The organism is Loktanella sp. M215, from assembly GCF_021735925.1.
Classification (GTDB): domain Bacteria; phylum Pseudomonadota; class Alphaproteobacteria; order Rhodobacterales; family Rhodobacteraceae; genus Loktanella.
Genome location: NZ_WMEA01000001.1, coordinates 2031841 through 2051392, shown reverse-complemented (window position 1 = coordinate 2051392; position 19552 = coordinate 2031841). Strand labels below are relative to the sequence as shown.

Below are 19552 nucleotides of genomic sequence, written 5' to 3'. Positions count from 1 at the left end.
GGGCCGCTGCCCGTCCCGGCGCGGGCCCTGATTAGGCGAGATGCGGTCCGTGTGGATCAGTTGCCACCCGCCGCCAGCAGGAAGGGCGCCGGATCCCAGCCGCAGGCAAAGCCGTCGCCATCGGGATCAAGACCGCGCGGATCCTTGTCAGGACCGCCACGCGCCAGAAAGTCACGCTGTGCGGCGTCGGGCGAGTTGTAGGCGGCGCAATTCCGCTCGAACTTGCCCTTGCCGGCAAAGATCGAGCGTGAATACCACTCCTGCCCCATCTTGTTGGGGGCGTTCAGGGCATATTCGACGATATTGGGGCCGGTATCCGCGGGACGTGTCGGCAGAGCCGACGGCATGACGACCTGACGCGCCGCAACCTGTCGCGCACGGCGCTCTGCATCGCTTTCGATGCTTTCGCGGTTCGAGACGGCCTCGAACGACTGCTCGTCCGAAAGGCCGGGGTTGTTGGCGATGATCGGTGCGGCATTAGCGGGCGAGGCATCGAGTCCCTGCGTGCGCAGGGGATCGCTGCCGGTATCCATCGGCTGCTGCATCGCCTGATCCTGCGCCAGACCGACCGGCCCGCCGCCGATTCCGAGTGCTGCAAGTTCAGAAGAGGCCACGACGCCGGTGGATTCGACCGGAACCGGCGGCATGGTGGATGGCAGGGTCGTCGCCTGAAGCGGTGAGGGCGGCGTGAAGGTCGCGGTGCGATCCGCATCGCGGGCGGCCTGTTCGCGCTGCGCTTGTGCAATGGCCGCAGGACGCCCGCTGTCGGGCACCCTTGGCGCGCAGGCAGCAACGGTCAGGATGGACAGCAGGACGACGGAACGGATCACGGCAAGGCCCTTTGCAAAGGTTAAAACGGTGTTACCACCAACGGTCCGGCTTTGCGACAAAACCGGCCGCACGTTCAAGTGAATACGCGACATTCAGCAGATCGCCTTCTTCCCAAGGGCGGCCGATCAGTTGCAGGCCCAGCGGCAGGCCCAGCGCATCCCGGCCCGCAGGCACGCTGATGCCCGGCAATCCGGCGAGGTTCACGGTCACAGTGAACACGTCGTTGAGGTACATCTTGATCGGATCGGCGTCAGCCATCTCTCCCAGCCCGAAGGCGGCAGAGGGGGTCGCAGGCGTCAGGATCGCGTCGACGCCGTTGGCAAAGACCTGATCGAAGTCGCGCTTGATCAGCGCGCGCACCTTGCGGGCGCGGTTGTAATAGGCGTCGTAAAAGCCTGCGGACAGCACATAGGTGCCGACCATGACGCGGCGCTGCACCTCCGGACCGAAGCCTTCGGCGCGCGTCTTTTCGTACATCTCGGTGATGCCATCGCCCTGCGCCAGCTTCGCGCGGTGGCCGAAACGCACGCCGTCGTAGCGGGCGAGGTTGGAGGACGCTTCGGCGGGGGCGATCACGTAATAGGCGGGCAGCGCGTATTTCGTGTGCGGCAGGGTGATGTCGCGAATTTCGGCGCCGGCGTCGCGCAGCATGGCGGTGCCGTCTTCCCACAGCTTCTCGATTTCCGCGGGCATGCCATCCATGCGGTATTCCTTGGGAATCCCGATGACCTTGCCACGGATGTCGCCGGTCAGTGCGGCCTCGAAATCCGGCACGGCGAGTTTGGCAGAGGTGCTGTCCTTGGGGTCAAAACCCGCCATGGCGCGCAGCATGATGGCCGAATCGCGCACATCCTTCGTCATCGGTCCCGCCTGATCGAGGCTGGAGGCGAAGGCCACCACGCCCCAACGGCTGACGCGACCGTAGGTCGGCTTGATGCCGGTGATGCCGGTAAAGGCGGCGGGCTGACGGATCGACCCGCCGGTATCGGTGCCGGTGGCACCAAGGCACAGATCGGCGGCCACAGCAGCGGCGGACCCGCCGGAGGAGCCGCCCGGCGTCAGCTGCCGGTCGTCCACCTTCCACGGGTTCACGGCGTTGCCATAGACGGAGGTCTCGTTCGACGAGCCCATCGCGAATTCGTCCATGTTCAGCTTGCCGAGCATCACCGCACCTGCATCGAACAACTGCGTCGTCACGGTGGATTCGTATTCCGGCTTGAAGCCTTCGAGGATGCGGCTGGCGGCTTGGCTGGGCACGCCCTTGGTGCAGAACAGGTCCTTGATGCCCAGGGGGATACCGCACAAATCAGGCGTATCACCTGCCTTCAGGCGCTGATCTGCGGCCTCGGCTTGGCTTTTTGCGATCTCGGGGGTCTTGTGGACGAAGGCGTTCAGGGCGTCGGCGCCGTCGATCGCCGTCAGGCAGGCGGCGGTCAGATCGGCGCTGGTGATTTCGCCCTTGCGCAAGGCATCGCGGGCGGCGGCGATGGTCAGTTTGGTAAGATCGGTCATCATTCCACCACTTTCGGCACGGCAAAGAACCCTTCGCGGGCGTCGGGGGCATTGGCCAGGACGGCAGCCTGCTGATTGCCGTCGGTGACCACGTCCTCGCGACGATAGAGCCGCTGCGGTGTCACGCTGGTCATCGGCTCGATGCCGTCGACATCGACCTCGTTCAACTGCTCGATAAAGCCGAGGATCGCGCTGAATTCCTGCGCCAGCGCAGGCAGTGCATCATCCTCGACCTTGATACGGGCGAGTTTCGCCACGCGGCGGGCGGTGTCTGTGTCGATGGCCATGCGCACTCCGATCGGATCGTTGCGGGATTGTTGCGCCCGCATTTACCCCGGCCTTGCCGCGGCTACAACCGTCTGGCCGCGTGGGCCGCGACATGACAACTTGTCGCACCTTGGTGTGGCGCTACCATCCCCCTCAGGACGCGGCCCGAACGGGGACGCGAAACAAGAGACTGGATAGACCATGGGACTGTGGAATTTCGTGAAGAACGCCGGCAAGAAGCTGACCGGCCACGGTGACGATGCCGCGACCGAAGAGGCGCTGCACAAGGAGGTCAAGGACCTTGGGCTGGACGCGCAGGACGTGGATATCAAGGTGAAGGGCGACAAGGTCACCATGACGTCCAAGGGCAAGGCCCTGACGCCGGAAGCGCGCGAGAAGCTGATTCTAGCGGTCGGCAATGTCGACGGCGTGGCCTCGGTCGAGGATGCGGTCGAGACGGCGGGCGGCGCAGAACCGGTCTTCTATACCGTCAAGAAGGGCGACACCCTGTCCGAGATCGCGCAGGCGACGCTGGGCAAGGCCAGCAAATATCAGGCGATCTTCGAGGCGAACAAGCCGATGCTGACGCACCCGGACAAGATCTATCCGGGTCAGATGCTGCGGATTCCGCAGGACACGTAAGCCACGCGCACTACAACGTCGATCAAGGGGCGGACCATCCCGGTTCGCCCCTTCCCATTTCGGAGAGACCCCATGAACATCATCTGGCTTGGCCACGCGAGCTTTCGCATCGAAATCGAAAACGCGGTCCTGCTGATCGACCCCTGGCTGGAAGGCAATCCGTCCTTCCCCACGGACCGCCGCGACGAGGCGCTGAAAGGTGCCACCCATATCGTGCTGACCCACGGCCACGGCGACCATGCCGCCAATGCCGGTGCCATCGCGAAAGAGACTGGTGCCAAATTGGTCGGTATTCCCGAACTCTGCGGCCTGCTGGGCGGCGACGGGATTGAGACGATCGAGTTCAACAAAGGCGGCACCGTCGATCTGAACGGCGCGAAAGTGACCATGGTGAACGCCACGCATTCGTCGTCCATCGGGACAGACAACGGGCCGCGCTATGCCGGGCACGAGGCGGGCTACATGATCGCGGGCGAGGGTCACACGATCTATCTTAGCGGCGATACGGACATCATGGCCGACATGGAGTGGATGGGCGACCTGCACAAACCCGATATCGGCATCCTGTGTGCCGGTGGCCATTACACGATGGACATGGCGCGGGCGGGCTATGCGGCGAAGCGGTATTTCAATTTTGCGACCGTGATCCCCTGCCACTACAAGACCTTCCCGGCGCTGGCGCAGGATGCGCAGGTGCTGATCGACGCCTTGCCGGGTGTCGACGTGAAGACGCCGGAGGTGATGGAAACCGTCAGCCTCTAGGCGACCGGACTTCCGACGAAAAATCGTCAGCGGCGCTGCGCGAAGAAGGTTTTCAGCAGCGCCTCTGACGCGGTGGCGTCGATGCCGTCGTAGACCTGCGGCACGTGATGGCACTGGGGCTGCGCAAAGATGCGCGGCCCCTGCGCCACGCCGCCGGATTTGGGATCGGCGGCGCCATAGTAGAGCCGTGCGATGCGGGCGTTCGCCACGGCTGCGGCGCACATCGGGCAAGGCTCCAACGTGACGTAGAGGTCGCAGCCGGTCAGGCGCTCCTGCCCCAGAGCGCGGCAGGCGGCGCGGATTGCCAGAATTTCCGCGTGGGCGGTGGGATCGGACAACTCGCGCGTACGGTTACCGGCTTGGGCCAATATCCCGCCCGGTCCCACGACGACCGCACCGACTGGCACCTCTTGCCGGGCGGCGGCGGCCTGCGCCTCGGCCAGCGCGATCTGCATATAGCTGCGAAATGTCATGGCCCGTCATGCCCGGCCCTGCCCCGCTCTGGCAAGAGCCTGCGAAAGGGTCTATGCGATGGGCATGACCGATACCCCCCCTGATGGCGACCGAATCGCCAAAGTCCTGTCGCGCGCCGGCATCGCCTCCCGCCGTGATGCGGAGCGTATGATCGAGGAAGGCCGCGTGTCGGTGAATGGCAAGACCATCACCAGCCCGGCCCTGAACGTGACAGACCGCGACCGCATCGTCGTCGACGGCAAGCCCGTGGGCCAGCCGGAGGCGCCGCGCCTGTGGCTTTATCACAAGCCCGCGGGCCTTGTGACCTCGGCCAAGGACGAAAAGGACCGGCAAACCGTGTTTGACGCCATGCCAGCCGACATGCCGCGGGTGATGTCGGTCGGACGGCTCGACATCAACTCCGAAGGATTGCTGCTGCTGACCAACGATGGCGGCATCAAGCGGCGGCTGGAACTGCCCTCGACCGGGTGGCTGCGCCGCTACCGCGTGCGGATCAACGGGTCCGTGTCAGAGGCTCGTCTGGATGAATTGCGCAAGGGGATCACGGTCGAAGGCGTGAAATACCAGCCGATGATCGTGACCTTCGACCGGCAGCAGGGCGCCAACGCCTGGCTGACGATCAGTATCCGCGAAGGCAAGAACCGCGAGATCCGCCGCGCAATGGAAGCGGTGAACGCGACCGTGAACCGCCTGATCCGCGTCAGCTACGGCCCCTTCCAGCTGGGCAAGCTGGAGGCGGGTGCCGTGGAAGAGGTCAAGGGCCGCGTCCTGCGCGAGCAACTGGGGCTGGAGACGCCCGCGCCGCAGAAGGCGAAGGTGCGCAAGCCGATCACGCGCGTGATGAAATCCGACGGTGCGGGTGCTGCACCTGCCCGCAAGGGTCCGGCCAAGCCCAGCGCGCCAAAGCGCGGTCCCCGGTAAGATGATGCAAATCCACGGGGCGGACGCTCGCAAAACGGCGCGGCCGCACCTACCTTTGTCGTGACGATCCGGAACGAGGGATGACACCGACATGGCACGACTGATCCTCTTTGTAGCGCTGCTGTCCGGTCTGGTGCTGGCCGGAATGGCGGCCCTTGCGGCCTTGCGCAACCTGAGCGCCGCGGACGCCGCGGCGGCGGACACGTCGGGGCTCCCGGCCCCTGTGCGCATGATCTCTTTCGGGTTCATGATCCTGCTGCTGCTGGGTGTCAGCACCGGCATGGTCGGAGCGGGCTGATGGCGAAATCCTATGGCGGCAAATATAGTCCCGGTGCGACACCGGCGCCGGATGGGCGCGAAAGGCCCGTGGTCGATCCGGTGGGTGCGCGTGCGAACCTGATGCTGGTGCCGCCGGTGATCCTGTTGTTCCGGTCGCTGACCGGCGGTCCGGCGCTGCTGGCAACCGGCCTTGCGGGGGCCGTGGCGATGGGGCTGGGCGCATGGATCCTGCGTGGGGGCCTGCGGGCGGATGCGGCGTGGCGGGCGCGGACGGTTGCGCGCCGGCCTGCGGTGCCGCGCAAGATTTTGGCGGCCCTGTTGACGGGCCTCGGTGTGGGGCTGGCCACAGTGACAGGGGCTGGCTTGGTCGGCTGTGTCATCTACGGCCTCGTGGCGATGCTGGCCCATCTGGCGGCCTTCGGGCTCGATCCCCTGCAGGACAAGCGTGCCGCGGGCGTCGATGCCTTTCAGCAGGACCGTGTCGCGCGCGTCGTCGAAGAAGCTGAGACGCTTTTGACGGCCATGACGGCGCAAGCCGCACGCCTGAACGACCGCCCCCTGCAGACCCGCGTGGCCGCGTTCCAGACGACGGCCCGCCGCATGATCCGCACGGTCGAGGATGATCCGCGGGACCTGACGGCGGCGCGCAAGTATCTGGGCGTCTATCTGCTGGGGGCGCGCGATGCGACGGCGAAATACGCCGACCTGTCCCTGCGCCGTGCCGCACCCGATGCACGCGACGACTACATGGCGCTGCTGGACGATCTGGACCGGAATTTTGCGGCCCACACGACACGTTTGTTACGTGATGACCGCAGTGATATGGATATCGAAATCAAGGTGCTTCGCGACCGGTTGGCGCGTGACGGCATCGCAGACGAGTAGGACACGACAATGGCCGATACGACCCGCGACCGCGCACAGGCGACCCTCGCCGACGTCGAGCGGATGACCGCCGTGGTGCTGCCGGAACCGGCTGGCGACGCGGTCTCACTCGAGACGGCAGACCGTTCGACCAGCGAGGCGATCACGCGCCGCATGGCGGAAATCGACTTGGGCGACACCAATTCCATCGTGAAATTCGGCACGGCCGCGCAGTCCGGGTTGCAGCAGATCTCTCAGGACATGCTGTCTGGGGTGCGCAACAAGGATGTCGGGCCTGCGGGCGACAGCCTGCGCAGCATCGTCACCACGATCCGCGGTTTTTCCGCCAATGAGCTGGACCCCGATGCCAAGCGCGGCTGGTTCGACAAGCTGCTGGGTCGTGCGACGCCGCTGTCGAAGTTCGTGGCGCGGTTCGAGGACGTGCAGACCCAGATCGACAAGATCACCGACGATCTGCTGGGCCACGAGACGACGCTGATGAAGGACATCGAGTCGCTCGACCGGCTTTATGCCAAGACGCTGGCGTTCTACGATGAGCTTGGTCTTTACATCGCTGCAGGAGAGGCGCGTCTGGCGCGCATCGACGCGGAAGAGATTCCGGCCAAGGAACGCGAGGTCGCCGCGTCCTCTGACGCCGACGGCGTGATGGAGGCGCAGGAATTGCGCGATCTGCGCACGGCGCGCGACGATCTGGAACGGCGTGTGCACGACCTGAAACTGACGCGGCAGGTGACGATGCAGTCCCTGCCCTCGATCCGGCTGGTGCAGGAGAACGACAAGAGCCTTGTCACCAAGATCAATTCGACGCTGCTGAACACCGTGCCGCTGTGGGAAAACCAGCTGGCACAGGCGCTGACGATCCAGCGGTCGGCAGAGGCGGCCGGTGCGGTGCGCGATGCCAGCGATCTGACGAACGATCTGCTGCGGGCCAATGCGAAGAATCTGCGCGAATCGAACACCGCGATCCGCACGGAGGTGGAGCGTGGCGCCTTCGACATCGCCGCCATCCAAGCGGCCAATGCCGACCTGATCGCCACCATCGACGAAAGCCTTGCCATTGCCGACGAAGGCAAGCGCAAGCGCGCCGCCGCCGAGGTGGAGTTGCAGAAGATGGAAGGCGACCTGAAGGCCACCCTGTCCGCCGCGAAATCGCGGACAACGCCTGCCGGGAGCGTCTGAGCCATGGTCTGCCGGGCCCTGTCGCTGCCGGTTGCAGCCTTGCTGGGTCTGTCGGCCTGTGCGGCGCCGCCCCCCGCCGCCGTGGCGCCTGCGACCCCGTCGGTCGTCGCGCGCCCCGTCAGCCGGACGATTGCCCCGGCGCCGGTCACCGCCCCAAAACCGAGTGCGGAAAGCGAGGCGCTGCGCATCTATTACCGGCGTTTGCAGAACGATTTGCTGACGCAGGGGCTGTTGCGGGGCGACGGTGGCGGACCGGATACGCCCTTTACCGACACCATGCTGGCGCGGGATTTCATCCGCATCGCGCTGTATGACGAATACGTCAGCGATGGTGACATGCTGCGCGCGCAGGCGACCGAATCAAAACTGCGGCGCTGGGATCAGCCGGTCCGCATGTCGGTGGAATTCGGCCCCTCGGTGCCGGATGCCCAGCGGGACCGCGACATGACCAGCGTGACCGCCTATGCGGCGCGGCTGTCAAAGATTTCCGGCCTGCCGATCCGCATGACGGACAGCAATGCGAACTATCACGTGTTGTTTCTGTCAGAGGACGACCGCGCCGGTTACGAGGCGCGTCTGCGCGAACTGGTGCCGGGTATCGGCGGCAGCAGCCTGCGCGCGATCATGAACCTGCCGCGCGACCAGCTGTGTATCGTGATTGCCTTTTCCGAAGGCGGATCCAGCAGTTACGCCAAGGCCATCGCCGTCATTCGCGCGGAACACCCGGATCTGTTGACCACGTCCTGCATCCACGAGGAGCTGTCGCAGGGTCTGGGACTGGCAAACGACAGCCCGCAGGCCCGCCCCTCGATCTTCAATGATGACGAGGAATTCGGCCTGCTGACCACCCACGACGAACTGCTGCTGAAGATGCTTTATGACAAGCGGTTCCGCACCGGCATGACCGCCGCAGAGGCCGCCCCCATCGCCCGCCAGATCGCGACGGAACTGGTCGGCGGCAACAGCTGACACCACCAAAGGAGCCACCCATGGGTATTCTCGATTTCCTGTCCGGCCAGTTCATCGACGTCATCGCCTGGACCGACGACACCCGCGACACCATGGTCTGGCGGTTCGAACGGCAGGGCCACGAGATCAAGTACGGTGCCAAGCTGACCGTGCGCGAGGGGCAGGCGGCGGTCTTTGTGCACGAAGGCCAGTTGGCCGATGTCTTTACCCCCGGCATGTATATGCTGGAAACCAACAACATGCCGATCATGACGTCCCTGCAGCACTGGGATCACGGCTTTCAGTCCCCGTTCAAGTCGGAAATCTACTTCATCAACACGACGCGGTTCACCGACCTCAAGTGGGGGACCAAGAACCCGATCATGCTGCGCGATCCGGAGTTCGGGCCGATCCGCCTGCGGGCCTATGGCACCTATGCGATCAAGGTCAGCGATCCCGCCGTCTTCATGCGCGAAATCGTGGGCACCGATGGCGAGTTCACGGCGGACGAGGTGTCGTTCCAGATCCGCAACGTGATCGTGCAGGAGTTCAGCCGCGCCCTAGCGGCCAGCGGCATCCCGGCCCTCGACATGGCGGCGAACACCAAGGATCTGGGCGATCTGGTGGCCAAGGCGATCGACGCCACGATGACCGCCTACGGGTTGTCGATCCCGGAGCTGTACATCGAGAACATCAGCCTGCCTGACGCCGTTGAAAAGGCGCTGGATGCCCGCACCTCGCGCGGAATCGCGGGCAATCTGGATGAGCACATGAAGTGGAAGGCCGCCGAGGCGATGACGCAGCCCGGCAGTGCGGCCGGTCAGGCGATGGGCATGGGCATGGGTGCGGGTCTGGGCATGCAGATGGGTCACATGGCCGGTCCATGGGGTCCGGCGCCACAGAATGTGCCGCCCGCAGCGGCAGCGGTTCCCCCGCCCCCGCCACCAACAGAGCATGTCTGGCATATCGCAACGGCCGGCGAGGTCAGCGGCCCATTTTCGCGCGCGGCCATGGGGCGCAAGGTGACCGAAGGTGCGCTGGCGCGCGACAGCATGGTCTGGACGCAGGGACAGGACGGCTGGAAGCCAGCGATGGACACGGAACTGGCGCAGTTGTTCACGGTGATGCGACCGCCACCGCCGGGCGCGTAATGCGCCCTCGACGGTAAAGGAAAGCGCGTTACATCGAGGTGAAGGTTTGACGCGACCCTTTGAAAGCACCTTACCATGGCCGATGCGACCCGATATTCACGCTTACAGATCGCGCTGCACTGGCTGGTGGCCGTTCTGATCGCGGCGACCTGGTGGCTGGGCGACGGCATGGGCCGCGCCCTGCGCACCCGGTTCCAGCAGAACCAGACCGGGTTCGAGGGCAACACCTGGCACGTCTGGCTGGGCACGCTGGTCCTGATCCTGGTTGTCGTCAGGTTCGTCGTGCGGCGGGTGCAGGGTGCGCCGGAACCCGTCAACGATACGCCGCCGCTCTTTCATGCCGCAGGCGCCTGGGGGCACCGGCTGCTCTATCTGCTGATGTTCGTTGTCCCGGCGATGGGCGCGTTGACGTGGTATTTCAAGATCGGCGCGCTGGGCGATCCGCACGCGATTGTTGCCAACGGTCTGATGATCGTGGCACTGGGCCACGCGCTGGTGGCCCTCTACCATCACTATATCCTGAAGGACGGCACGCTGCGCCGGATGACGCGCGGCAGGGTGTGACCGGGTGACCACCGGGGCGGTCTGATCGCCCGGTTCCGCCTTTCGCGGCGCTGAACGCTGGCAACCCTGCGCGGCGGAGGCTATCCATTCCCAGACCCCCATGACCGCCAGAGGCACCGATGCCCGACACCACGCCCACGACGCATCGCTTTCCCTGCGGCACCTGCGGGTCGGACCTGCGGTTCGATCCCGCATCGGCGCAGCTGGTCTGCGATCACTGCGGCAACACGGAACCCGTCGGTGGCACCGCAGGGCCTTTCGCCGTCGTGGCGGAACTTGATTTTCAACAAGCACTGTCGGCCAGCCTGCCACAAGCCGAAACGCAGGAGACCCGCGTCCAGTCCTGCCCGAACTGCGGCGCACAGTTCGAACTGTCGGGCGACACCCATGCCGCCGAATGCCCGTTTTGCGCGACGCCCGTCGTCACCGATACCGGCATCCAGCGCCAGATCAAGCCGCGCGGATTGCTGCCCTTCGCGCTCGATCAGACCCGCGCACGGGCGGCGATGACCGACTGGCTGGGCAGCCTGTGGTTCGCCCCCAACGGGTTGACCGAATACGCCCGAAAGGGCCGCGCGATGGACGGGATTTACGTCCCCTACTGGACCTTCGATGCGCAGACGGACAGCGCCTACGCGGGCCAGCGCGGCACCTATTATTATACGACCCACACGGTCATGCGCGACGGCAAGCCCCAGACCGTCCAGCAGCGCCACACCCGCTGGCGCAGCGTGTCGGGTCGGGTCGCGCGGTTCTTTGACGATTTGCTGGTCTTGGCGTCGCACAGCCTGCCCAAACAATATACAGACGGTCTGGAACCTTGGGACCTGTCGGAACTGGCGCCCTATCAGCCGCAATACCTCGCGGGGTTTCTGGCCGAGGGCTATCAGGTCGAACTGCAGGACGGCTTTACCGAGGCGCGCGCCTATATGGACCGGATGATCCTGCGCGATGTGAAGTTCGACATCGGCGGGGACGAGCAGATGGTCAGCGACGTGCAGACGCGGGTGTCGGACGTGACCTTCAAGCACATCCTGCTGCCGGTCTGGATGGCGGCCTACAAATACAACGGCCAGACCTACCGCTTCGTCATCAACGGCAGGACCGGCCGGGTGCAGGGCGAACGCCCCTATTCCAAATGGAAGATCGCCTTTGCCGTCCTCCTCGGGCTGGTGTTGGCGCTAACGGTCGGGTATTTCTACGCCCAGAACCAGTAGGAGGGACCGGCGATGATCATCTGTTGTGGCGAGGCGCTGATCGACATGCTACCGCGCGAGACTGCGGCGGGCGAGGCCGCCTTTGCCCCCTATGCTGGCGGTGCCGTCTTCAACACGGCGATCGCGCTGGGGCGCTTGGGTGCGCCGGTGCAGTTCTTTTGCGGATTGTCGTCGGACCTGTTCGGCGAACAGCTGCGCAGCGTCCTGTCCGACAGCCAGGTGGACAGCAGCCCGTCGCATATCTCGGACCGGCCCACGACACTGGCCTTCGTCCGGCTGACCAACGGGCATGCAAGCTATGCCTTCTACGACGAGAATACCGCGGGCCGCATGCTGACCCCGGCGGACCTGCCGACGGTCACCGCCGATGCGCTGTTCTTTGGCGGAATCAGCCTTGTCGTCGAACCGTGTGGCGAGGCCTACAAGGCGCTAATGCTGCGCGAGGCGCCCGCCAAGCTGACGATGATCGACCCCAATATTCGCCCCGGCTTCATCACCGACGCGGCGGCCTACCGCGCCCGCCTGAACGCGATGCTGGCCGTCGCGGATATCGTCAAGATCTCGGACGAAGACCTGCAGTGGCTGACCGGTGATACCGATGGCGCCAGCCTGCTGGACAATGCCGCGACACAGGTCGTCCTGCTGACCCGCGGCGCCGATGGCGTGACCGTCATCACGCGGCGCGGGCGTTTTGACGTGGCCGCAGAGCGCGCCGAGGTCGTGGATACGGTCGGTGCCGGTGACACGTTCAACGCGGGGTTCCTCGCCGGTCTGGATCAGGCAGGGCTGTTGACCAAGGCCGGCGTAGCGCAGGCCACCGACGACCAGTTGCGCACCGCCGCCGCACTGGGTGCAAAGGCCGCCGCGATCACCGTCGCCCGCGCCGGGGCTAACCCGCCGTGGGCGCACGAGCTGTGACATGCGCGCACTGATCCAGCGGGTCACACAGGCCTCTGTCGCCATCGACGGCAAGGTCGTGGGCGAAACCGGCCCCGGCCTGCTGATCCTGATCTGCGCCATGGCGGGTGACGGTCCCGACGCGCCAACAAAAATGGCTGCGAAAATCGCAAAGCTCCGCATCTTCAAGGATGACGCGGGCAAGATGAACCTGTCGCTGCTGGACACACACCGCAGCGCCCTGATCGTGTCCCAGTTCACGCTGGCCGGCGATACCAGCCGGGGCAACCGTCCCGGCTTTTCCTCTGCCGCGTCCCCGGTCGAGGGCCGCGCGGCCTATGAGTCCTTCGTCAGCGAAGTCGGCAAGTTGGGGATCACGACCGCGGCCGGCCGGTTCGGGGCCGACATGGCCGTCAGCCTGACGAACGACGGCCCCGTAACGCTCTGGGTCGAGGTCTAGGATTGCAACCCAGCCGGTGAATTGGCAAGGTAAGCTGACCAATTCAGACAGGTGCAGCCCATGCCGGTAATCACGACCATCGACGATCTCAAGCGGATGCACCGGCGCCGTGCGCCCAAGATGTTCTTTGACTACTGCGAAAGCGGCAGCTGGACCGAACAGACCTTCCGCGAAAACACCTCGGATTTCGACCGGTTGCGCCTGCGCCAGCGGATCGCCGTCGACATGTCGGACCGCACCCTGCGCAGCACGATGATCGGGCAGGACGTGACGATCCCCGTGGCCCTCGCCCCGGTCGGCATGACGGGCATGCAAAGCGCCGATGGTGAAATCAAGGCCGCCCGCGCCGCCCGCGACTTCGGCGTGCCTTATACCTTGTCCACCATGTCGATCTGTTCGATCGAAGATGTCGCCAAGGCGACCAAAGCGCCCTTCTGGTTCCAGCTTTACGTCATGCGCGACGAGGAATTCGTCGACAACATCATCCAGCGGGCCAAGAATGCGGGCTGCAACGCGCTCGTGCTGACGCTGGACCTGCAGCTGCTGGGCCAGCGTCACAAGGATCTGAAAAACGGCCTCTCCGCCCCGCCCAAGCTGACGCCAAAGACGATCCTGAACCTCGCGACCAAATGGTCCTGGGGGCTGGAGATGCTGCAGACCAAAAACCGCAGCTTCGGCAATATCGTCGGCCACGCGAAATCCGCCTCGGACATGACGTCGCTGTCCGCCTGGACCGCCGAACAGTTCGAACCGAAGCTGGACTGGGACATGGTCGCCCGGCTGAAGGAAAAGTGGGGCGGCAAGCTGATCCTGAAAGGCATCCTCGATGTGGAGGACGCCAAGAAAGCAGCAGACATCGGCTGCGACGCCATCGTCGTGTCCAACCACGGCGGCCGCCAGCTGGACGGCGCGCTGTCGGCGATCCGCATGCTGCCCGCCATCGTGGCGGCCGTGGGCGACCGGGTCGAGGTGCTGATGGACTCGGGCATCCGGTCCGGTCAGGACATCCTGAAGGCCCGCGCACTGGGCGCGCACGGCGTCATGATCGGCCGCGCCTATATCTACGGCCTTGGCGCAATGGGGCAGAAGGGTGTGACGAAGGCGCTGGAGATCCTGCAAAAGGAAATGGATTTGACCATGGCGCTCTGCGGCAAGCGCGACATCGCCGACGTCGACCGTGACATCCTGCTGGTCCCAAAGGATTTCGAAGGCGACTGGGCCTGACCGCCCGCGTGCGGCCTGTCGATCGGTCAAGACCTGTGCACGACCGACAAGGCCACCCTCGCTTTTTTCCAAATACTCCCCCGCGGGAGGCGTCCGGCACCCGCCACGCATCCCGCCCCTTGCAGCGACGCGCCGACCCGTCATAGTCGCATGCGCAAGGAGGACCGCATGGCCAGACCACCGCAGGCGACGATCACCGATGACGACCTCTTTGCCCTGCGCTGGGACCGGGGCCGTCGCGACCTGACCGGGCCGATCCGCAGGCTTTATGGCGATACCGTCGATGCCGATGCCTTTCTCGACCGGCTGAAGGCGCTGCTGCATCAGCATTGGCAGGACCGCCCCGCCGACCTGCGCCTGCTGGACCTGCAGCGCGACCTGAACCCCGACTGGTTCCTGTCGGAACGGATGGTCGCCTATGTCTTCTACATCGACCGCTTTGCCGGACGGCTGGCCGATCTGCCCGGCCGCATCCCCTATCTGGCCGACCTCGGCGTGACCTATGCCCACATGATGCCCTGCCTGAAGCCGCGGCGCGGCGCCAATGATGGCGGCTATGCGGTCATGGACTACCGTCAGATCAATCCGGACCTTGGCACGATGGCCGACTTTCGCGCGGCGACCGCGGCGTTCCGCAAGACAGGGATCAGCCCGGTGATCGACATGGTGGTGAACCACACGGCCAAGGAACACGACTGGGCCCTGCGCGCCCGCGCGGGCGATCCGTTCTATCAGGCCTTCTACCGCATGTTCGACGACGACACGCTGCCCAAAGCCTTTGAGGAGACGCTGGTCGAGATCTTCCCTGCGCAGGCCCCCGGCAATTTCACCTACTACCCTGACATGGGAAAATGGGTCTGGACCACCTTCAACGAATACCAGTGGGATCTGAACTGGGAAAATCCGGAGGTCTTCCTCGCCGTCCTCGACACCATCCTGTATCTCGCCAATCAGGGCGTCGAATGCTTCCGCCTCGATGCCGTGGCGTTCATGTGGAAGCGGATGGGGACCGGCTGCCAGAACCTGCCCGAAGTCCACGACCTGCTGCAACTGCTGACCCAGTCCACCCGCATCTGTGCCCCCGCGGTGATCCACAAGGCCGAGGCGATCGTGGGGCCATCCGACCTTGTCCCCTATCTTGGCACCGGGACGCATGCGGGAAAGGTCAGCCAACTGGCTTACCATAATAACCTGATGGTGCAGTTCTGGTCGTCGCTCGCCTCTGGCGATACCCGGCTGATGAATTACGTGCTGAAAACGCACTTTCCCGAATCCTTCCGCCGCGCGTCCTTCGCCCCTTACATCCGCTGCCACGACGATATCGGTTGGGCGATCACGCCAGAGGATACGGCCCATATCCCCGCGATGGACGCGAAGGCGCACCGCGATTATCTGTCGGACTTCTACAACGGCAGCTTTCCCGGCAGCTGGGCGCGCGGTGCCGACTTTCAGGTGAACGAGGAGACGGGCGACCGCCGCACCAACGGCAGCTTCGCCAGCCTTGCGGGGCTCGAATTGTCGGTCGCAGCCGGCGATGATACCGGGATCGACATGGCGATCGCGCGGATCAGGCTGGGGCACGCGCTGATCGCGTCCTACGGCGGGATTCCCCTGATCTACATGGGGGACGAGATCGGGCTGACCAACGACCACAGCTACCTGACGGAGCCTGCCTTGGCCGACGACGGACGATGGATGCAGCGTCCCGCGATGGATTGGGCCGTGGCCACCGCCCCGACAGGCCCCGCGGCCCGGATCAAGGCAGACCTGCGGCACGTCATGGCGGTGCGCAAGACCATGCCGCAGCTGGCGGGCGACGTGCCGACGCGGGTGATCGACACCGGCAACCCGGCGCTGTTCGTCTGGCAGCGGCTGGGGGATGACCGCACCGTGACCTGCATCGCCAACTTCACCGCCCGGCCGCAATCGCTGGCCGTGGCGGATGCGGGCCTTGATGCGGGCAAGCTGACGGATCTGTTGACCGGGCGACCACCGGAGGTCGCAGACGACCGGATCGCGATTCCGCCCTACGGGTGCCTTTGGCTGCGCTAACGCTCCTGCGCGCCCTTGCCTGCGATGATCCTGTCGCGCGCCTTCGCGATCCGCGCCAGTCGGGTCGCGGCAACCTTCGTCCCCTCCAGATGCAGCACCCACGACCTTTGGCGGCCGGGGGTCAGCGCGGCAAACGCCTCTGCCAGGTCCGGATCGTCGTCCAGAGCCGCGATGAGTTCGTCGGGCAACGCGAACGTCGCCTGCTGGCGGGGCACCTTCGTACCTGCCTCGGCGTGATGCATCAGGTCCGCCAGAAAGCCGCGGATCGCGGGTTCGTGTTCAGCAACACGGTCTGCATCGACAAACCGCAGCGTGCCCGCCGTCTGGCTGTTCTCGCCCTGTCGTTCCAGCAGCCCCTCGGGGTCGCTCAGCAGGCTGGCGTTCATGAGGGTCAGGCGGAAATCCTCGCGGAAGGCCCCGATGATCGCGATGTTGCGGCCCGCGTGCATGTAACAGGGATGCGCCCATTTCACCGTCTCTGACAATCCCATGTCGCGGCAGATGCGGCGCAGGGCGGTCAGACCAACGATCCAGCGGCGCGTGGAACAAGTAGGCTTCGCGAACCTGTCGCAGCGCCCGCACCCCAGCGTGAAATAATCCGCGACGTCCGTGGTCATCATGGCGTGTCCCCCGATCCTCTTCTAGACCTCTGCCAGTCCTGGCGCAAAACCGTTCAAACCGCGCGATCCCCCCTTCCAAAGCCGTGGCGTTGGCCCTATAGGGGCGACTTCATCGGACCGCACACCCTTGGAGGGCGGTCCCACTATAACTGGAGAATACCAATGGCTGACAAGATCCCTGATCTGCACGCCGAGGTTCGCGCGGGGACAGGCAAGGGGGCCGCCCGCACAGCTCGTCGTAATGGAATGGTACCCGGAGTCGTCTACGGTGGCGGGGCCGATCCGGTCGCGCTGCAGCTCGACTTCAACAAGCTGCTGACGCGCCTGCGCAAGGGCCGCTTCATGTCCACGCTGTTCAACCTGAAGGTTGAAGGCCACGACGACGTCCGAGTCATCTGCCGCGGCATCCAGCGCCACGTGGTGAAGGACCTGCCGACGCACATCGACCTGATGCGCCTGAAGCGCACGAGCCGCGTCGACATCTTCATCCCCGTCGAATTCATCAACGCAGACGACTGCAAGGCCCTGCGGTCCGGCGGCGGCGTGCTGACGGTCGTGCGGAACGAAGTCGAGATGAACGTGCTCGCCGGCGAGATCCCCGATCACATCACCGTCGATCTGGCAGGCCGCGCGATGGGTGACACCATCCACATCAGCGACATCGCGCTGCCCGAAGGTGCCGTGCCGGTCATCAGCGACCGCGATTTCGTCATCGCCAATATCCAGGCGCCCAAGACACTGGCTGCCGACGATGAGGACGAGACGGTCGAGGCCGACGAAGTGCCGACCACCGAGATGGGCCCGCCCGACGGCGAAGAAGCCTGATCGAACGACTGGAACGGGGCCCTGCGGGGCCCCTTTTCTTGTCTGACACCCGACAGATTGCACCGCGACCGCTTCACTCTGCCATGCGGGCGCGGTAGCCTTGCGGCCATGAAACTTATCGTAGGCCTTGGCAATCCCGGCGCGCAATATGCGGGTCACCGTCACAACATCGGCTTCATGGCGCTCGACCGGATCGCGGGCGATCACGGCTTTGGCCCGTGGCGCGCCAAGTTCAATGGCGAGGTGTCTGAAGGACGGTTCGGGTCCGACAAGGCGCTACTGCTGAAGCCCACGACCTTCATGAACGATTCGGGGCGGTCCGTGCAGGCGGCCTGCGCCTTTCACAAGATTGCCCCCGCCGACGTCATCGTCTTTCACGACGAGATCGACCTTGCCCCCGGCAAGGTGCGTCTGAAGACAGGCGGCGGCCATGCGGGGCACAATGGCTTGCGGTCGATCCATGCCCATATCGGGCCCGACTACGACCGCGTGCGTCTTGGCGTCGGGCATCCGGGCCACAAGGATCGCGTGCCCGGCTATGTGCTGCACGATTTCGCCAAGGCCGATCAGGACTGGCTGGACGACGAGCTGCGCGGGATATCCGACGGCATTGCCCAGCTGGTCGCGGGTCATGGCGACAGGTTCCTGAACGCCATCGCCCTGCGCACGGCCCCTGCCCGATCCTCGACCGCAAAACCCGATAAACCCGCCCCGGCCAAGGCAGTGGACGCGGCCCCACCGGACACCCGCAGCGCCCTGCAAAAGCTGACGGACCGCTTCAAGTGATGCCATCCGCCTTGGTCACGTCGTTCACGGATCAGGCGGTCCATTGCGACAATCTGGGATCAGCCTTCACCGCGCGGCTCTGCACCCTGCTCGCCACCCGCGACTGGCCCGCAGGTCCGCTGCGCGACCGCGTCTTTGCGTGGCCGGGTGACACCGGTTCACGCGGGCAAAGCGTGCCCCTGCGCCTGTGTGGTGCGCTGCACGCCCTGCAACTGGAGGGCGATCCGGCACTGACCGCGGTCTATCCGCCGCAGGCGGCAGAGGACGACGCCATCTGGCAGGCGGTCCATGCGGCGCTGAGGGATCATGCGGCTTTCATCGACCGCTTCATCGACAGCCCGCCCCAGACCAACGAGGTGCGCCGTGCCGCGGGCCTGATCGCGGCCAGCCACTGGCTGCACGCCCGCCACCCCCTGCCCTTCCGCATCACAGAGCTTGGGGCCAGCGGCGGGTTGAACCTGATGTTCGACCATTTCGCGCTGGCCCTGCCCGGTGCGACCCTTGGTCCCACGCGCGCGGCTTTGACGCTGGAGCCCGCATGGACCGGTGCGCTGCCGCCGACGGCACAGCCCCTGATCGTCGACCGTCTGGGGGTGGATCTGAACCCCCTTGACCCCGCAAATCCTGCGGATGCCTTGCGTCTGCAGGCCTACCTTTGGGCTGGGCAGCCCCACCGGCTGGCGCTGACCCGCGCGGCCATGGGCATCGCCCGCGCAGCGGTGATCCGTGCAGATGCCATTGACGGGCTGACCCCGCGCCTGCCCCATGTGCGGGGCCAATTGCACCTGATCTATCACACGATCGCCTGGCAGTATTTTCCGGCGGACCGGCAGGCCCTTGGCCGCGCCCGGATCGAGGCTGCCGGCGCCACTGCCACCGACGATGCGCCGCTGGCGTGGCTGGGGATGGAATCGGACGGCACAAATGCCGCGGGTGCCGCGCTGACCCTGCGGCTATGGCCCGGCGATGTCACGGTGCGTCTGGCGCGGATGGATTTCCATGGCCGCTGGATCGAATGGACGGCCCCCGACTGACCCTTTCGCACCGGCGCGTCCC

22 protein-coding genes are annotated in these 19552 nt (G+C 65.5%); 17 read left to right on the top strand and 5 right to left on the bottom strand.

Translation table 11 applies throughout. The annotated features are described in order from the left end of the window. Window positions 1-56 precede the first annotated feature (56 nt). Genes GLR48_RS10030 through gatC form a run of 3 tightly spaced genes read right to left on the bottom strand, consistent with a single transcriptional unit; the run spans window position 57 to window position 2630 of the window. Complete coding sequence (locus tag GLR48_RS10030; protein ID WP_237061124.1) at window positions 57-830, bottom strand: hypothetical protein; 774 nt, start codon at window positions 828-830, stop codon at window positions 57-59. A 31-nt stretch (window positions 831-861) separates the two neighbouring features. Beyond that, window positions 862-2343 (bottom strand): Asp-tRNA(Asn)/Glu-tRNA(Gln) amidotransferase subunit GatA, encoded by a 1482-nt coding sequence (gene gatA, locus GLR48_RS10025; protein ID WP_237061123.1) that lies wholly within the window; start codon window positions 2341-2343, stop codon window positions 862-864. Beyond that, window positions 2343-2630, bottom strand: coding sequence for an Asp-tRNA(Asn)/Glu-tRNA(Gln) amidotransferase subunit GatC (gatC, locus tag GLR48_RS10020; protein WP_237061122.1), 288 nt, complete (start codon window positions 2628-2630; stop codon window positions 2343-2345). Before gatC ends, gatA begins: the two co-directional genes overlap by 1 nt. A gap of 181 nt (window positions 2631-2811) precedes the next feature. Here gatC and lysM point away from each other — a divergent pair, with 181 nt between their 5' ends. Continuing rightward, complete coding sequence (lysM, locus tag GLR48_RS10015) at window positions 2812-3252, top strand: peptidoglycan-binding protein LysM (RefSeq protein ID WP_237061121.1); 441 nt, start codon at window positions 2812-2814, stop codon at window positions 3250-3252. Between the two features lie 72 nt (window positions 3253-3324). After that, complete coding sequence (locus GLR48_RS10010) at window positions 3325-4014, top strand: metal-dependent hydrolase (RefSeq protein WP_237061120.1); 690 nt, start codon at window positions 3325-3327, stop codon at window positions 4012-4014. A 26-nt stretch (window positions 4015-4040) separates the two neighbouring features. Here the strand turns inward: GLR48_RS10010 and GLR48_RS10005 are convergent, their stop codons facing one another. Next, window positions 4041-4487, bottom strand: coding sequence for a nucleoside deaminase (locus GLR48_RS10005; RefSeq protein WP_237061119.1), 447 nt, complete (start codon window positions 4485-4487; stop codon window positions 4041-4043). A 64-nt stretch (window positions 4488-4551) separates the two neighbouring features. Here GLR48_RS10005 and GLR48_RS10000 point away from each other — a divergent pair, with 64 nt between their 5' ends. The 12 genes from GLR48_RS10000 (at window position 4552) to GLR48_RS09945 (ending at window position 16265) form a co-directional block, all read left to right on the top strand. Continuing rightward, window positions 4552-5409, top strand: a complete 858-nt coding sequence (locus GLR48_RS10000; RefSeq protein ID WP_237061118.1) for a pseudouridine synthase — start codon at window positions 4552-4554, stop codon at window positions 5407-5409. 91 nt (window positions 5410-5500) lie between these two features. Next, window positions 5501-5707 (top strand): hypothetical protein, encoded by a 207-nt coding sequence (locus tag GLR48_RS09995; RefSeq protein WP_237061117.1) that lies wholly within the window; start codon window positions 5501-5503, stop codon window positions 5705-5707. Continuing rightward, on the top strand, window positions 5707-6573 hold the full coding sequence (locus GLR48_RS09990) for a 5-bromo-4-chloroindolyl phosphate hydrolysis family protein (protein WP_237061116.1): 867 nt from the start codon (window positions 5707-5709) through the stop codon (window positions 6571-6573). The genes GLR48_RS09995 and GLR48_RS09990 overlap by 1 nt, the downstream gene beginning before the upstream one ends. Before the next feature lie 9 nt (window positions 6574-6582). Next, window positions 6583-7752, top strand: a complete 1170-nt coding sequence (locus GLR48_RS09985; RefSeq protein ID WP_237061115.1) for a toxic anion resistance protein — start codon at window positions 6583-6585, stop codon at window positions 7750-7752. 3 nt (window positions 7753-7755) lie between these two features. Continuing rightward, the gene (locus tag GLR48_RS09980) at window positions 7756-8721 is read left to right on the top strand and encodes a DUF2927 domain-containing protein (RefSeq protein WP_237061114.1); all 966 of its coding nucleotides are present in this window, start codon (window positions 7756-7758) and stop codon (window positions 8719-8721) included. Between the two features lie 20 nt (window positions 8722-8741). Continuing rightward, entirely contained in the window at window positions 8742-9851 is a 1110-nt protein-coding gene (locus GLR48_RS09975; protein WP_237061113.1) for an SPFH domain-containing protein, read from the top strand. Window positions 9852-9926: 75 nt separating this feature from the next. Then, window positions 9927-10415, top strand: coding sequence for a cytochrome b (locus GLR48_RS09970; protein ID WP_237061112.1), 489 nt, complete (start codon window positions 9927-9929; stop codon window positions 10413-10415). A 119-nt stretch (window positions 10416-10534) separates the two neighbouring features. Continuing rightward, window positions 10535-11632 (top strand): TFIIB-type zinc finger domain-containing protein, encoded by a 1098-nt coding sequence (locus GLR48_RS09965; RefSeq protein ID WP_237061111.1) that lies wholly within the window; start codon window positions 10535-10537, stop codon window positions 11630-11632. A 12-nt stretch (window positions 11633-11644) separates the two neighbouring features. Further along, window positions 11645-12550 carry a carbohydrate kinase family protein gene (locus GLR48_RS09960; RefSeq protein ID WP_237061110.1) on the top strand — a complete coding sequence of 302 codons (906 nt, stop codon included), beginning with the start codon at window positions 11645-11647 and terminating at the stop codon, window positions 12548-12550. Window position 12551: 1 nt separating this feature from the next. Next, entirely contained in the window at window positions 12552-12989 is a 438-nt protein-coding gene (gene dtd / locus GLR48_RS09955) for a D-aminoacyl-tRNA deacylase (RefSeq protein ID WP_237061109.1), read from the top strand. 60 nt (window positions 12990-13049) lie between these two features. Then, on the top strand, window positions 13050-14213 hold the full coding sequence (locus GLR48_RS09950) for an alpha-hydroxy acid oxidase (RefSeq protein ID WP_237061108.1): 1164 nt from the start codon (window positions 13050-13052) through the stop codon (window positions 14211-14213). A gap of 168 nt (window positions 14214-14381) precedes the next feature. Beyond that, entirely contained in the window at window positions 14382-16265 is a 1884-nt protein-coding gene (locus tag GLR48_RS09945) for an alpha-amylase family glycosyl hydrolase (protein WP_237061107.1), read from the top strand. Here GLR48_RS09945 and GLR48_RS09940 read toward each other — a convergent pair. Continuing rightward, a complete protein-coding gene (locus GLR48_RS09940; RefSeq protein ID WP_237061106.1) occupies window positions 16262-16885 on the bottom strand; it encodes a YdeI/OmpD-associated family protein in 624 nt (207 codons plus the stop codon). The two genes, GLR48_RS09945 and GLR48_RS09940, sit on opposite strands and share 4 nt — an antisense overlap. Window positions 16886-17047: 162 nt before the next feature. Between GLR48_RS09940 and GLR48_RS09935 the strand changes: the two genes are divergently transcribed. The 3 genes from GLR48_RS09935 to GLR48_RS09925 all read left to right on the top strand — a co-directional run bounded on the left by GLR48_RS09935 (window position 17048) and on the right by GLR48_RS09925 (window position 19530). Then, window positions 17048-17710 (top strand): 50S ribosomal protein L25/general stress protein Ctc, encoded by a 663-nt coding sequence (locus tag GLR48_RS09935; RefSeq protein WP_237061105.1) that lies wholly within the window; start codon window positions 17048-17050, stop codon window positions 17708-17710. Between the two features lie 108 nt (window positions 17711-17818). Further along, a complete protein-coding gene (gene pth, locus GLR48_RS09930; RefSeq protein WP_237061104.1) occupies window positions 17819-18496 on the top strand; it encodes an aminoacyl-tRNA hydrolase in 678 nt (225 codons plus the stop codon). Then, window positions 18496-19530, top strand: a complete 1035-nt coding sequence (locus GLR48_RS09925; protein ID WP_237064506.1) for a DUF2332 domain-containing protein — start codon at window positions 18496-18498, stop codon at window positions 19528-19530. Before pth ends, GLR48_RS09925 begins: the two co-directional genes overlap by 1 nt. Window positions 19531-19552: the final 22 nt, after the last annotated feature.